Raw genomic sequence first — 14,330 nt, forward strand, 5'->3', positions numbered from 1 at the left:
AGTTACTTACATATCAATATTAAAAATTAGCGTTTGCTGTGCGTTACAACCCATGTTGTCTAATGTGGTTTTGTCACGCCAAAAAATCACCTGCTTGTTCTTGGGTTCGGCTTATTCAGATATGAGCGAAAAAGAATCAGCAGTATCGGACCTGTGATGCAATGGAATCCGTAAAGGGAATCAGTCGGATGCGTTATAGATTTACTTCAAACTTATTTAATAACACAGTTGGCTATCATGAATAATGCATATTTATTTGTATTTATTTTGTCGTTCGTTCTACTTTTTGTTATGCGCAAGGTCGCTAAGCACGTAGGTCTAGTAGATAAACCCAATGCAAGAAAGCTTCACCAAGGTGTGGTGCCACTTGTAGGAGGGATCTCCATTTTCTCTACTATATTGGTGGGGTTCCTTCTGTTCTTACCAATGAATGACAACCTATCACTCTACTTATCTTGTTCGGCTGTACTCATCGTGCTCGGCGCATTAGATGACTATTATGATGTAAGTTTCAAAATTCGCCTTATTATCCAAGCAGGAATATCCCTTGCGATGATTTACATCGGAGGCCACAGCTTACACGATTTAGGCTACTTAATGGGAAGCGAAACCATTGCCCTGAATGAAGTTACTGGCGCGGTGATCACCGTGATTGCGGTAATAGGCGCCATTAACGCATTTAATATGGTTGATGGTATAGACGGCTTGCTGGGCGGGTTAGCCTCTGTCACCTTTACAGCATTAGGTGTTGTATTTGTCTACAACGGAAACGAATACTTAGCCACGATCTGTTTATTGATCGTGACTGCGATGCTCCCTTATATCTTCCTGAACTTAGGTTTCCCACTTGGTCGCCGCTTTAAGATCTTCATGGGTGATGCAGGTAGTATGTTTATCGGCTTTACCGTGGTCTGGATGCTGATTCGCGGCACGCAAGAACCAGGAGCTGTAGCCTTCAAGCCAGTCACAGCACTATGGTTGATAGCTTTACCGTTGATGGACATGGCAACCATTATGATCCGTCGTATTCGTAAAGGTCAGTCACCATTCCAACCAGACAGAGAGCACCTACATCATATTTGTCAGCGTATCGGGCTTTCTCCAGGTGCTACGTTAATTTTCATCTGTTCGTTGGCATCAACTTGTGCCGCTATCGGTTTGTGGGCTGATTTTGTTGGCATTAGTGAATCAATAATGTTTATTGCTTTCTTGATTTTGTTTACGTGCTATTTTTCGGTAATTAGCCATATTTGGCGCATTTCTTCTTGGTTCAATAAGCTATTTCATACTTTAGGACTGCAGTTTACGTCTAAGTAGAAGTTAAAAAAGCCTATTGGGGCAGGGTAGCCAAAATAGGCCAAATCAAGTAATTACAGGCGGTTAGTGAAAACTGACTGTCTCAAAATGAATAAAAACCGTCTCAGCTTGAAAAGAAAACTGAGATGAAATGTAGAAAACTTCACGATTTTAAATGAAGATTTCTATAGATATCGCTGGAAAAACGCTTCGATTGCACAAGCGGTGATGTGTTGAAGCACAGACCCCAAAATGAAAATTAAATAGGAAAAATGCTGGTTACAAACACTAATTTTGTTTAACACCAGTACGTTTTCTTTACGCGTCCCGTATTGATAAATATAAACCATAATATGCCCCTTACGTTCAGGGGGATTTAGGTTGTCTAGGAAAATAATATGAAATACTTAGTAACAGGCGCTGCTGGATTCATTGGCAGTGCGGTTGTCGAGCGCCTGACAGAAATGGGCCACGATGTCGTTGGCATTGATAACATTAACGACTATTACGATGTTAACTTAAAGTATGCTCGGTTAGAGCGAATCAAACACCCTTTATTTAAGTTTGTCAAACTGGATATTGCCGACCGAGTGGCGACCCCAGAGCTATTTGCCAGTGAGCAATTTGATCGCGTTATCCACTTAGCAGCGCAGGCTGGTGTACGCTACTCTCTGGATAACCCGCTTGCTTATGCAGACAGTAATTTAGTGGGACACCTAAATATCTTAGAAGGGTGTCGCCACAATAAAGTGAAACACCTCGTTTACGCTTCCTCCAGTTCCGTTTATGGTCTAAATGGAAAGGTGCCTTTCAGCACCGATGATTCTGTCGACCATCCTATCTCTCTATATGCAGCGACCAAAAAATCTAACGAGTTGATGGCGCACACCTATTCCCACCTTTACGACATTCCTACAACCGGATTACGCTTCTTTACTGTTTACGGTCCATGGGGGCGTCCGGACATGGCGCTGCTCAAGTTCACCCATAAAATCGTGAAAGGTGAAACCATCGATGTTTATAACAATGGCGATATGAGCCGTGACTTTACTTATATCGATGACATCGTGGAAGGTATTATCCGTATCCAAAATGTTATACCTGAAAAGAACATTGATTGGACTGTAGAAGATGGTTCGCCTTCAACCAGTTCTGCTCCTTATAGCGTATATAACATTGGTAATGGTCAGCCAGTGAAACTGATGGATTATATTCAAGCATTAGAAGACTCATTAGGCATTGAAGCGAAGAAGAACTTTATGCCAATGCAACCTGGTGATGTTTATCAAACCTTTGCGGATACAAATGCGCTTTATGAAGCTACTGGATACAAACCTGAAGTAGATGTGCGGAAAGGTGTGGCACTGTTCGTTACTTGGTATAAAGAATTTTATCTGAGTAATTAACTCAAATTACGACAGCCTAGCTTATAGAAAATGATAGAGTTTTAATGGAAAACTTACTCTTTTAACTCGGTGTTAGTAATCTGATTAGAAAAATGAATTACATTAATTAAGTCATTAACATTTGGAAGTTTGAATGGTTTTTTTGGTAAAGATTGAGGGGCTGTTAAAAGTTAAATTTTTTGTAACAACTATAGCGCTTTATATCTATTACCATAATAATATTATAAGTAAATTAATTAACTATATCTGTCCAAAAGAGCTATAGTAACTTTGATGTTGTAATCAGTTATAGAGATCCTATATTTAAAGGTTGTTATAACGCCTGATAGACTAAGTATAGCAATAAAAATTGCACTGTCCTATTAAAGTTCAGATGAAAAAAGTAACGTTAAAACTTAATAAATATGTCAAACAAAATTATATTTACATTAATTAATATATTATATGCTATCAGTCAGTGGGCCATAGTTGTCGTTATAGCAAGAGGTAGCTTACAGGATACTGGTAGTTATAGTTATATATTAGCACTTATAATGCCAGTGTTAATGCTATCAACACTTGGATTACGAAATTTATTAGCAATAGATGAAGATGAAAACTCATTTTTTTCATACCTAGCTATTAGGGTATTGTCAACAATATTTAGCTTGATACTTTGCTTGCTTATCTACCAAATGCTAGGTAATAATAAAGTTAATCTGTTGCTATTTATATATGTTTTCGCATTTAAATCATCTGATTTAATTTTTGATATAATATATGGAAAGTATCAACAGCTTGAAAAGATAAATATAATCAGCGTGTCAAAATTAATAAGAACTATAGTTGTTGTTAGTATATTAATAACATCAACAATTCTAACGTTTGATTTAGATACAATGATGTTTTATTTGATGCTATCGTCTGCTATATGTTTAGTGTTAGAGTTTCTTATTTTATTTAAACGTGAAAAAATAAATACGAATATAAATTTCAAACCAAGCCTTATACGCGCTGGTTGCAAGTTGTCGTCAGTTCTTTTACTCGTAATGCTTATATCCAGCATGCCTAAATATTATGTGGAAGATAAGTTTGGACTTATTGCTTTAGGTGTTTTTACTTTTATAAATCAACTCGTTCAATCTGGAAATATAATAATTCAATCAGTATCATTCTTATACGTTAAGAAGATATCAAAACTATATAAGAGTAATAAAATTCAAGCGTTTAAATTTTTTGAAAGAATTCTTTTGTCTGTTCTAATTATAACTATCATTCCAGGAATATTTATAAGCTTTTATTTTTCTGAAATAGCCAATATAGTGATAGATAAAGAAATAGTTTTAACAAACTATGAAAAGATATCGATTATATTTTTTGCGTTTTTCTCATATAGTCAAGCTATGATTGGTCATTTCTTAACTTCGGTGAAAATAATTACAGTGCAACCATTAATATTTATTAGTAGTATTGTCTTTATGGTAGTGACATTCTCATTATTTGATCTGAGCTTTTCTGGTATATATATGGTAATTGGTTTGTCATATATGATCGTTCTAATCTACTACTTATATATAAGAGTTAATGTTAAAAATGAAAATCTTGGTTCTAGAAAGCAAGCTATACTATAGACGCTCAAATATAATTGACTTTGAAAAGAGTTTTAAGAATGCGACTATAAGTTATAATGGTAACTTGTTATATTGGATGCCGTTTAGCTATTTTAAAAAATATGACTTAATAGTTTCAACGCTTTATCAATCAGTCGCTAACAATATAGTAATTATGACATGTAGAAGACATGGTATTAAAACACTTTTACTTTCAGATGGGATAATTGAATGGCAAAACCTATACAATAATCCATATATGAAAAAGCTTGGTGTTAAATTATACGATCCTATATTTCATGACTATTTTGCTGTAATGGGAAGAGATGAGAAAAACTATCTAAGTACTAATGGTTTAACAAGTTGTATAGGGTTTATACCAAAAAGAGCAAGTTTTGAAATGGATAAAAGTACTCAAGAGAGAACGATGTTTCTTATTACAACTGCAAATAATCCATATATGGATAACGAAGAAAAAGAAGAACTATTCTCCTTTATTTTGAGTGTTCAAAAGTATTTTATTGAAAATAGTATACCTTATAAATTGAGGATATTTGATGAGGAATTAATTAGTCTATTACAAGACAAAGATAAAGATGTATTAAATGATGTAAATACATCTTTTGATTTTTGTATAGATAACGTTCTTGGGTTAATAACAACGCCAAGTTCTATTATTCTAAAGTCTATGAATCAAGGCATACCCACTGCTCAGTTAATCTATAGAAATAGTCCTCTCTTCTTACAATCTGGCTGGATGCTTACATCTCAGAGAAATATATCTTCAACTATAAAGCAGATGCAATCTCACTGTCATGAAAGAATGAAGTTTCAGTCTTCCGTAATAAATAGCTATATGGATGACATTGGAGAAATTGGTGATAAAGTTTTGTTATCTGATGTAAATAAAAATGGATATGAAGATTGTTTTAATAATTTAATTTCTCGTAGCAGATATGTGTTGGACTTTGAACCTATAATAAGAAATTTCGATGATATATTGAAAACATTTTTACCTAAATCAATGTTAAGAAATTGGAAGGTTTTTGTAAAAAAAGCGAAGTATCGAGGTATAAAATGAAGCGTGTATTATTTGTTGTAAGAGGGCTAGGTGTTGGAGGGATTCAACGAGTTACTATAGACTTAGCTAAGGGAATGAAAAGCCTTGGACATGAAGTTGATATACTTACATTCTCTGATAATGCATTTTATGACGTGAGTGAACTGTCTGTTATTAAATTTGAATATCCTTTAAAATCGTTACTTGGTGTCACGATTAGAGTACTGAACAAATTTATTCCATTGTTAGGTTGTATATTATTTAATAAGTTAATTAATAATAAGTTTGAAAATAAAATTAGGGAATTAGAAAAACTTAATAACACAACATATGACCATATATATTTTTGTGGTTTCGGTGTCTCTAGTCTCACATATAAATCTTTTCCTGAAAAATCGACATTTGTTTTTCATAATACAAAAAGTCAGATGTTGAAGTTGAAGTCTAAACGTTTATATAAGTTTACAAGATACTTATACAAAAAAGTATTAAGTGAAATGAATTCATCTATTGCTGTTTCGGATGGTATTAAGAAGGATTTAATAACAGAGTTTAGTGTTCCATCAAAAAAAATTAAAGTAATTTATAATCCAATAAATTACCCGTTAATTTCTAGAATGGCTAATGGTCCAATTTCAAGTGAGTTCAAACCTAAAGAGTATTTTGTATATGTTGGTCGTTTAGTTAAGGAAAAAAGACTAGATATCTTGATTGAGGGGTTTCTGGCTTCTAAGTTTCAGGGTGATTTACTGGTTTTTGGTGAGGGACCAGAAAAAGTCAAATATGATGAATATGTGAAGAATAATAATATTAAAAATATAAAATTTATGGGTAAAACTGATAACCCTTATTCATGGATGAAAAACTCCAAAGCTTTAATATTAACGTCTGACTTTGAAGGTTTGCCTACAGTTTTAATAGAAGCATTAGTGAGCGGGACTAGTGTAATAAGTACCGACTGTCCATCAGGACCCAAGGAAATATTAACTGGTAAGCTTAGTCACAACTTATTCCCTTGCGGGGATGTTAAGTCCTTAGCACATAAAATTAATGACTTCGTTGATGATAATAATGGCTTTAATGTGGAAGTTTATGACATTGTAAATGTAGTAAACAATTACTTGTCGGTATTTGATAAGCGATGAACTATATATTTACGATTGTAATATTTCTACTGTCCACAATAAGTCACGGCCCTATTCCTTGGATAGTAGCCTTAACTATTCTTTTAACTTTATTATTTTTTAAAAGAAAATATATTACCGTTAGTGTTACCGAACAAGTAATTTTATTATTAATGCTAACGTTAATTTTTTTGGATGGTTTGTTTTTTGTTACGGATTTACTATATGGCCCACAAATGGAGGTATATTATAATTCGTTACTAAATAATTTGATTGTTTATAGTATATGCTTATTGAGCTACTTTTGTTTAGCTGTATCCTATAGGGTTTATCAAAATTCAATTGAAGCCGCTCTTGTATTAGTTCTTAAAATACACCTTGCACTTTTTTTTATTCAAGTTGTACTTTACCACGGAGTTGGATATTTTATCGATTTTGTATACCCATTTACAGGTGAATTAACAAGAGCTGGAATTTACAGTGACAATTTATCCGGCTATTACTCACTGATTTCATTTAGACCTACTGGATTTTTTGTTGAGCCTTCTACTTATTCAGCATCTATTATTACTTTAAGTTGGATACTTAGGCTAATATCTTCAAAATATATAAAATTTACTAATATTTCCTTCTTCTCTGCTATTTTAACTTTTTCTACGGCAGGTATAATAATTTCTATTATTTCTATAGTCATATCAAATTATGTACTTGCTAAAAATTCTGCAACTAAAATATTTAGCTTTCTGTTATTTATTATCGCAACAGTTTTGGTATTAGGTACAACTATCGATTATCAACTTGAAAAGATGGATTCCACTTTAGGATATAGAACCAATTTGATTTTCGAAACTTATGAATTAATTAATAATAAAGTTATACCCAGTGGTTTTTTTGCTGTAGATGAAGAAATCTCTAAGAAATCCCATGCTGAATTAGGTCAAAAAAGGGAGTTAGGGTCCCTTAATGATAGCAGCCTATTTATATATATCGCTCTTAAATTTGGTTATTTAGGGTTGGTTTTATATTTATGTATTTGCTTTAATCCATTAGTTAGTCGTAATGTTAAATTAGGTTTAATAATAGTATCTTTGACAAAAGTATCTATTACTTATCCTATATTTTGGATGTTTATAGGACTTGCATATAGAAATAAACACAACGACTAGTATTACTTATATCTACGATGAATTAAGAAAAGTAAAGTAGGTAGCTGGGTTGATGAATAGCAACATGGTAATGTTCATCATAAAAATCACTTATCTTTATAGTGAGAAATAAACTAATTCCATGTTCTTTGGTTTTATCGGTTCAATGTTTTAGGATATACAATGAAAATAAAAAAAAAGATTAAGAATTTTGTAAGAGATTTTCTTCGTTTTTTGTTTGGTGCCAAAATTTATAATAGGGTTCGTTTTTGTTGGGTTCATAGATACTATCCAAACTTTGAAGAGCCTAAAAGCTTTTCTGAAAAAATTTTTGCCAGAAAATTTGATAGCGCGTCATTACTATTTTCTAGCTATGTGGATAAGTTTACAGTAAGAGATTATGTAAGCAGAACCATTGGGGAGGAATATCTAATCCCATTAATCTCTAAAACAGTGAAAATGACTCCAGAGTTCTTTAATAAAGCCCCTAAGAGATTTGTACTAAAAACTAGTAACGGTGGTGGCGGCGAGAATGTCATGATAGTTCTAGATAAATCAAAACTTAGAGATCTAGAGAATATATCTAAACAATTTAATCGCTATTTAAAAATAAAAATAGGTGAAAAAATCGACGAACCTTTTTACGACATAGAACAGCCACAAATTCTTATGGAAGAACTACTAGTTCATAAAGATGGCTCACTTCCGTCTGATTATAAATTGCACATATTCCAAGGCGACAAAGTTGTAATTCAGGTAGACTCCGATCGGTTTAGTCACCATAAAAGATCACTTTTTTCAGAGTCTCTAGAAAAGCTTGATTATGATATTCAACCAAAATATGACAGTGTTGATAGTGACTATGTATTTCCTGATAACATGGATGAGCTAATTAAAATAGCAAAAAAATTAGCCGCACCGTTCAGTTATGTTCGCGTTGATATGTATAATGTCGAAGGGAAAATTTATTTTGGTGAATTAACATTTTGTCATGGCAGTGGTTGGGAACCTCTATCAAATAAAGATGCTGATTTACTATTAGGAAGTTATTGGATGGAATACGACAAGTAAAGTCTATGAAAATATTTCTTTCTGTCCAAGAATTTCATCGGTTAGACTATAGCTCTATATCGAAGAACAAGTTTCTAGTTTTTTGCACACTAGTAATAAATACGTTTTTATATAAGAAGTAGTGTTAATTAATCAGGTGAAAATAAGTTTAACTAATCTAGTTGTTTTTTTATTATGGAAATATTTTTAGTATATAGCTATAAACCGGCTTTTTATGATATAGGTAAATTCAATGAAAACAGTAGCTATTTCAGCTAATACGAGTTGGTACCTTTATAATTTTAGAAGGAATACCATTTCGGCTCTGATTGAGTCAGGATATAAAGTTTTAGTTGTAGCTCCTTTTGATGAATACTCTCTTCACTTGGAGAATCTCGGCTGTCAGTTTTGTCATGTTGATATTGATCAGGGCGGGACAAACCCTATTAAAGATGTCAGTACATTCCTCTCACTTTTAAGAATATATAAAGAGAAAAAACCTGATATAATTCTCAACTTCACACCTAAAAACAATATATATGGAACATTGGCGGGATATTTTGTTGGTTCAAAATCAATTAATAATATTGCTGGTTTAGGTATAGTGTTTATAAATGACAATCTTACCTCTAAAGTGGCTAAGTTTCTTTATAAATTGAGTCAGTCAAGAGCAAGTAAAGTTTTTTTTCAAAATGAAGATGATCGAAAGTTATTCTTAGATAATAACTTAGCTGACATAGCAATTACAGATAGATTGCCTGGTTCTGGAGTAGACTTATCTCGTTTCACCATTCAACCTGCAGATGATGATAACGTGGTTCGATTTTTATTAATTGCTAGGATGTTATTCGATAAAGGAATCGGTCATTACGTTGAAGCAGCAAGAACACTTAGAGCTAAGTATGGTAAAAAAGTAGAGTTTCAATTACTTGGATTTATAGGTGTAAATAACCCTTCGGCTGTTACTGATTCTCAAATGCGGGCTTGGGTAGATGAAGGTATCGTCAATTATTTAGGTGTTTCAGACTCTGTAGAAAATATAATAGCTAAAGTTGATTGTATGGTACTCCCGTCTTTTTATCGAGAGGGTGTTCCCAGGTCTTTATTGGAAGCTGGGGCAATGGGAAAGCCTATAGTTACAACAGATAACGTTGGTTGTCGAGATACCGTTGATGATGGTGAAAATGGTTATTTGTGTGAATTACGTAGCACTGAAAGTTTAACTGAAAAGCTTGAACTAGTGGTTCAAATGACTCACGAAGAACGCTTAGAGATGGGTAGTAAAAGTAGAATGAAAATTGAAAGCGAGTTTGATGAAAAAATCGTTATACACAAATACCTTAATGCAATAGAACAAGTTTTATAAAAATGATCTACGTTTAAGTTTATACAGCCTTTTCGAGTTTAATCAAGCAAGGTTTATTAAGCTTAAATATATATGATAATCGGGTGAGGTGGTTTTCTTTCAGCCTAAAGTTGAAGTGAAAATATCATATAAATTATTCATTAAGTTAGAAATCAGTCTTAATAAGTATTGAGGTTTTATTACATGTTTTTAATCGCAGGTCCATGTGTTATAGAGTCAGAAGGTTTGGTTTTAGATACCTTCGGTAAGCTCCAAGAAATAACTAGTAAATTAGGTATCGAATATATTGCTAAATCTTCATTCACTAAGGCTAATAGATCATCAGTAAGTGCTTTTACAGGTCCTGGAATTGATGAGGGGCTGAGCATTCTACAAAAAGCCAAAGACGTTTTGGGAGTTAAAGTAATTACAGATGTTCATGAGGATACTCCCCTTGAAGAAGTGGCATCCGTTGTTGATGTTTTACAAACTCCAGCATTTCTTGTTCGTCAGACCGGTTTCATACAGCGTGTTGCATCTCTGGGGAAACCTGTAAATATAAAGAAAGGTCAGTGGATGCATCCATCTGATATGGCCCCGGTTGTCGAAAAGTGTCGCGCGGTAGGTAACGATGATATTTGGTTATGCGATCGTGGTACAAGCTTTGGCTTTGGTACATTAATCAACTATATGCCAGGCTTAACTATCATGAAGGAAACTGGCTGCAAGGTAGTTATGGACGCAACGCATAGTGTACAAATGCCCGGTGCTTTAGGTGGTTCAACTGGCGGTAATCGTTATCATGTTCCAGCGATAGCTAGAGCAGCTGTTGCTGTCGGCATTGATGGTTTATTTATGGAAACACATCCTGACCCTGATAATGCTTTGTGTGACGGTCCAAATATGCTTCCACTTAAACACATGGAAGAGTTATTGGAAACATTGTTAGAAATCGACGAAGTTGTAAATCGACGTGCATTTATAGAATCAAAATTAGTATAACGAATATACTAATTAATTGGCTTTGTTTGATGTGGAAATATTTTATTTATACAACTATACCATTCAATGGTTGCGACGTATTTATTTTTCTCGTTAAATTAACCCATATTTTTCCTAAGATAAATTATATTAATGATAAATAGTAATGTCGGGAAAATTAATTAGAGCAACAATATGAATATTAAGATCGTAATTCCCGCTAGGTATAGTTCTAGCCGTCTACCAGGTAAGCCTCTTTTAGAGATAAATGAAAAGCCTGTTGTTTGGCATGTGGTTCGACGCTGTGTCGAGGCTGGATTCTTGTTAAAAGATATCGTTGTAGCAACGGATGATCAACGTATCTTTGATGTCTTAGCTACTCTTGATATAACAGCAGTAATGACTTCAACCGAACATCAAAGCGGTAGTGATCGTATTTATGAGGTAGCATCTATTTTCAATTGGCCCGATGATACTGTTGTAATTAACGTTCAGGGTGATGAACCTTTAATTCCTGCTGCCCTTATTAAATCCATCGTAAACTACGCCAAAGATAAGCCTGAATTTGTAATTACTACTGCTGTAACTCCAATTACTAATATTGAAGAGTTTACTAATCCTAACGTAGTCAAAACCATTCTTGGCCATAATGGAAGAGCTTTATATTTTACTAGGTCTGCATCTCCATTCTGCCGCGATAATTCGGTCTGTTTAGATCTGGCCTTTCGACATATCGGTATTTATACCTACCGTGTTGCGGCACTTCGCGAATTTTTCTCTCATCCAGAAGCTCCTCTTGAGGCCTACGAAAAATTGGAGCAATTAAGAGCCTTAAACCATGGAATACCAATAGGGGCGACTATTTATCTGGGCGATATTCCACATGGTGTGGATACTTTGGACGATTATCAGCATGTAAAAAGACTTATGGAGAATAATTAATGAATACTTCTATTAAAATTGCGAAGAGCGTGATCCAAACTGAAATAGAAGGTCTTGATTATATGGCTTCACGCCTCGACCAAGATTTTACTTCAGCTGTTGACGCTATGATTAATACGAAAGGTCGCACTGTTATCTGTGGTATGGGTAAATCGGGTATTATAGGTAAAAAGATAGCTGCTTCGTTTGCTAGCACCGGAACGCCAAGCTTTTTTATGCATCCTGGTGAAGCCTTTCATGGTGATCTAGGAATGGTGAAACCAGAAGACGTATTTATAGCTATTTCCAATTCCGGAGAGACAGACGAAGTATTAAAACTGCTGCCTTTTTTACGTGACAATGGAAATATAGTAATAGCAATTACTGGTAGAGCTAACTCAACTTTAGCAATTAACGCCCATTACCATTTAGATATAGATGTTCCAAAGGAAGCATGTCCACTCCAACTTGCACCCACAACTTCAACGACGGCTACTCTTGTCATGGGAGATGCATTAACCGTCACACTAATGAAAAGACGGAACTTTAAGCCAGAAAACTTTGCTCGTTTCCATCCTGGAGGTAATCTAGGTCGTCGTTTACTCGGAAAAGTGCGTGACGAGATGGTGTCTGAACTACCTGTTGTACATCCTAGTGCTGCTTTCCATGAACTTATCAATGTGATTTCCAGTGGAAAATTAGGATTGGCTGTAATTACAGACTTTCCAGAAGCCGCAATTATCACTGATGGTGATTTACGTCGTGCTATGGAATCTAATGGTAAAGACGTTTTTGATCTTACTGCGATTAATATTGCTACCTTTAATCCTATAACGATTGCTCCAGAAGCTAGTATTCAGTCGGCCTACAGACTTATGGATGAAAAAAAAATTAATACGTTACTTGTTTCTGAAAACCATAAGTTAATTGGGGTTTTAAAAAAGTAGTCACTTATACATAACGGTGTCTCAAAATAAGACTATTTTGAGACACTTTTTGAGGTTGTTATTTTTTCCCCGGCCCTCTCCCCCATAGAGCATTTCATTAGCGATTAATTTCGGCGCTACTAGAAGCCTGTCATTATTTATTGTTAACCTCATGGTCCGTTGTAATCAAGGAGGGTAAGCGTTATCCCATTGCTTTCACGGGAACCCAATGTATCTCGTAAGAAAAAACATATAAAAAGTTAAACAGGTTTGGACTAGGAAAAATGAAAATTGCTATTGCCGGTACAGGCTACGTAGGCTTATCGTAATCGTTCACCAAGGTAACTTGACTCGATATTAACGGGGGGAACAGCCTATAGATCAAAGATGTTGGGGTACGGTCTCTTCGCCACAACAGCCGTGATGATCTCACTCAACACTGACATTGCCGACAAGCCACGTTTTTTGCAGGTTTCGATGAGGGTATGTATCCTACTGCGGAATTTATCGCCTGCATCCGAGGTCGTTCCGAAGCTGATTTTCCTTTGGATTACAAAACCTCTAATACATCGCTCAGCTTCATTATTGGTTAAGGGGATTGACACTTTCTTGAGGAAAAACCACAAGCTCTCTCTATGTTTGAGCAGTAACTTGCATCGCCCCCGATATCGCTTGACCATGACATCAGTCCCTTTGCTCAACCAATGATCGAACGATTTCTGCAACCTACGCATTCTTCGTAAGTATAGCGCATAATTTAACTCATCTTGTTCATAACGATGCCGAGTATGGAAAATGGCTTTCGTCAGCAAACAAAGATGTCTGCCAATATAAGCGGTGTGGCCACCGCCACTATAATCCGCCATTTGCTGAAGGTTACGCTTCACATGTGCCCAACATAACTGATGACGGTCTGCGGCTATCCAGTTATAGCTAGGGCACTGGTCGCTGACCACAATGCCTGCATAGTCTTCATCAATGACCTTTTTCGCTGATGAGGTCGAGCGCGAATAAAGTATTTGCTCATAGACAAGGTCATCACTTGCCACTAACCAACACCAGCGAAGGCTTTGTTCATCATTTCTGTGATGAGAGGTCTCGTCAGCATGAATCAAAGGCGCTTTCTTTAATGCTTGTTTTATCGCTTGATGTAATGGCGTTAGCATTGAAGCGACTTTCGTTTGAGCTTCGCTGATCGCGCCAACTGAAAAGGTTGTGCCAAGCTGTTCTTTGAGAAGAGATTGGATTTTTCGCTCATGGCGATCTTTAGGACTGTCTGATGAGGGCGATTTTGAAGAGTTTTTGGAGCTAGTGGTAAGCTTATCTTCATAGTGCCTGAGCTGCTCCCACAGCTCATCAATAAGCACCTTAGCCTCATTCAGATCAGAGACTTTAGGTGGTGCGTCTTGGGTAACCGTTCACCAGTAGGAGCTTGATTTAATGGATTACAGACTAAATACGTTGGGGTAAGGCTTGCGAAGTGTAAC

General features: G+C 35.2%; 11 protein-coding genes and 1 pseudogene. 11 read left to right on the forward strand and 1 reads right to left on the reverse strand.

What is annotated here, in order from left to right; genetic code table 11:
* Positions 1 to 237 precede the first annotated feature (237 nt).
* The 11 genes from wecA (at position 238) to R7E42_RS12675 (ending at position 12,864) form a co-directional block, all read left to right on the forward strand.
* Entirely contained in the window at positions 238 to 1,317 is a 1,080-nt protein-coding gene (wecA, locus tag R7E42_RS12625; RefSeq protein ID WP_065274082.1) for a UDP-N-acetylglucosamine--undecaprenyl-phosphate N-acetylglucosaminephosphotransferase, read from the forward strand.
* 377 nt (positions 1,318 to 1,694) lie between these two features.
* Positions 1,695 to 2,702, forward strand: a complete 1,008-nt coding sequence (locus R7E42_RS12630) for an NAD-dependent epimerase (protein ID WP_318072729.1) — start codon at positions 1,695 to 1,697, stop codon at positions 2,700 to 2,702.
* Between the two features lie 404 nt (positions 2,703 to 3,106).
* Entirely contained in the window at positions 3,107 to 4,312 is a 1,206-nt protein-coding gene (locus tag R7E42_RS12635) for a hypothetical protein (protein ID WP_318072730.1), read from the forward strand.
* On the forward strand, positions 4,266 to 5,372 hold the full coding sequence (locus R7E42_RS12640) for a hypothetical protein (RefSeq protein ID WP_318072731.1): 1,107 nt from the start codon (positions 4,266 to 4,268) through the stop codon (positions 5,370 to 5,372). Before R7E42_RS12635 ends, R7E42_RS12640 begins: the two co-directional genes overlap by 47 nt.
* A complete protein-coding gene (locus tag R7E42_RS12645) occupies positions 5,369 to 6,496 on the forward strand; it encodes a glycosyltransferase (RefSeq protein WP_318072733.1) in 1,128 nt (375 codons plus the stop codon). The genes R7E42_RS12640 and R7E42_RS12645 overlap by 4 nt, the downstream gene beginning before the upstream one ends.
* A complete protein-coding gene (locus tag R7E42_RS12650; protein WP_258515397.1) occupies positions 6,493 to 7,641 on the forward strand; it encodes a hypothetical protein in 1,149 nt (382 codons plus the stop codon). The genes R7E42_RS12645 and R7E42_RS12650 overlap by 4 nt, the downstream gene beginning before the upstream one ends.
* A 162-nt stretch (positions 7,642 to 7,803) precedes the next feature.
* The gene (locus R7E42_RS12655; protein WP_318072734.1) at positions 7,804 to 8,691 is read left to right on the forward strand and encodes an ATP-grasp fold amidoligase family protein; all 888 of its coding nucleotides are present in this window, start codon (positions 7,804 to 7,806) and stop codon (positions 8,689 to 8,691) included.
* 232 nt (positions 8,692 to 8,923) lie between these two features.
* Positions 8,924 to 10,036: a glycosyltransferase family 4 protein gene (locus R7E42_RS12660; RefSeq protein ID WP_258515400.1), complete on the forward strand. Its 1,113-nt coding sequence runs from the start codon at positions 8,924 to 8,926 to the stop codon at positions 10,034 to 10,036.
* A 183-nt stretch (positions 10,037 to 10,219) separates the two neighbouring features.
* Positions 10,220 to 11,017, forward strand: coding sequence for a 3-deoxy-8-phosphooctulonate synthase (gene kdsA / locus R7E42_RS12665; RefSeq protein ID WP_258515402.1), 798 nt, complete (start codon positions 10,220 to 10,222; stop codon positions 11,015 to 11,017).
* Between the two features lie 174 nt (positions 11,018 to 11,191).
* Positions 11,192 to 11,938: a 3-deoxy-manno-octulosonate cytidylyltransferase gene (kdsB, locus tag R7E42_RS12670; RefSeq protein ID WP_318072735.1), complete on the forward strand. Its 747-nt coding sequence runs from the start codon at positions 11,192 to 11,194 to the stop codon at positions 11,936 to 11,938.
* The gene (locus R7E42_RS12675) at positions 11,938 to 12,864 is read left to right on the forward strand and encodes an SIS domain-containing protein (protein WP_258515405.1); all 927 of its coding nucleotides are present in this window, start codon (positions 11,938 to 11,940) and stop codon (positions 12,862 to 12,864) included. Before kdsB ends, R7E42_RS12675 begins: the two co-directional genes overlap by 1 nt.
* 353 nt (positions 12,865 to 13,217) lie before the next feature.
* Here R7E42_RS12675 and tnpC read toward each other — a convergent pair.
* Positions 13,218 to 14,249: pseudogene (gene tnpC / locus R7E42_RS12680) on the reverse strand (IS66 family transposase); the annotation flags it as partial.
* Positions 14,250 to 14,330: the final 81 nt, after the last annotated feature.

Source organism: Vibrio sp. Vb1337 (assembly GCF_033338715.1).
In the GTDB taxonomy this organism is placed as follows: Bacteria; Pseudomonadota; Gammaproteobacteria; order Enterobacterales; family Vibrionaceae; genus Vibrio; species Vibrio alginolyticus.

Excerpts from the sequence above, each read along its gene's own strand:
- R7E42_RS12635 (WP_318072730.1), top strand. The coding sequence starts at position 3,107 with ATGTCAAACAAAATTATATTTACATTAATTAATATATTATATGCTATC.
- R7E42_RS12660 (WP_258515400.1), top strand. The coding sequence starts at position 8,924 with ATGAAAACAGTAGCTATTTCAGCTAATACGAGTTGGTACCTTTATAAT.
- wecA (WP_065274082.1), top strand. The coding sequence starts at position 238 with ATGAATAATGCATATTTATTTGTATTTATTTTGTCGTTCGTTCTACTT.
- R7E42_RS12675 (WP_258515405.1), top strand. The coding sequence starts at position 11,938 with ATGAATACTTCTATTAAAATTGCGAAGAGCGTGATCCAAACTGAAATA.
- kdsA (WP_258515402.1), top strand. The coding sequence starts at position 10,220 with ATGTTTTTAATCGCAGGTCCATGTGTTATAGAGTCAGAAGGTTTGGTT.
- R7E42_RS12655 (WP_318072734.1), top strand. The coding sequence starts at position 7,804 with ATGAAAATAAAAAAAAAGATTAAGAATTTTGTAAGAGATTTTCTTCGT.
- R7E42_RS12630 (WP_318072729.1), top strand. The coding sequence starts at position 1,695 with ATGAAATACTTAGTAACAGGCGCTGCTGGATTCATTGGCAGTGCGGTT.
- R7E42_RS12645 (WP_318072733.1), top strand. The coding sequence starts at position 5,369 with ATGAAGCGTGTATTATTTGTTGTAAGAGGGCTAGGTGTTGGAGGGATT.
- R7E42_RS12650 (WP_258515397.1), top strand. The coding sequence starts at position 6,493 with ATGAACTATATATTTACGATTGTAATATTTCTACTGTCCACAATAAGT.
- kdsB (WP_318072735.1), top strand. The coding sequence starts at position 11,192 with ATGAATATTAAGATCGTAATTCCCGCTAGGTATAGTTCTAGCCGTCTA.
- R7E42_RS12640 (WP_318072731.1), top strand. The coding sequence starts at position 4,266 with ATGTTAAAAATGAAAATCTTGGTTCTAGAAAGCAAGCTATACTATAGA.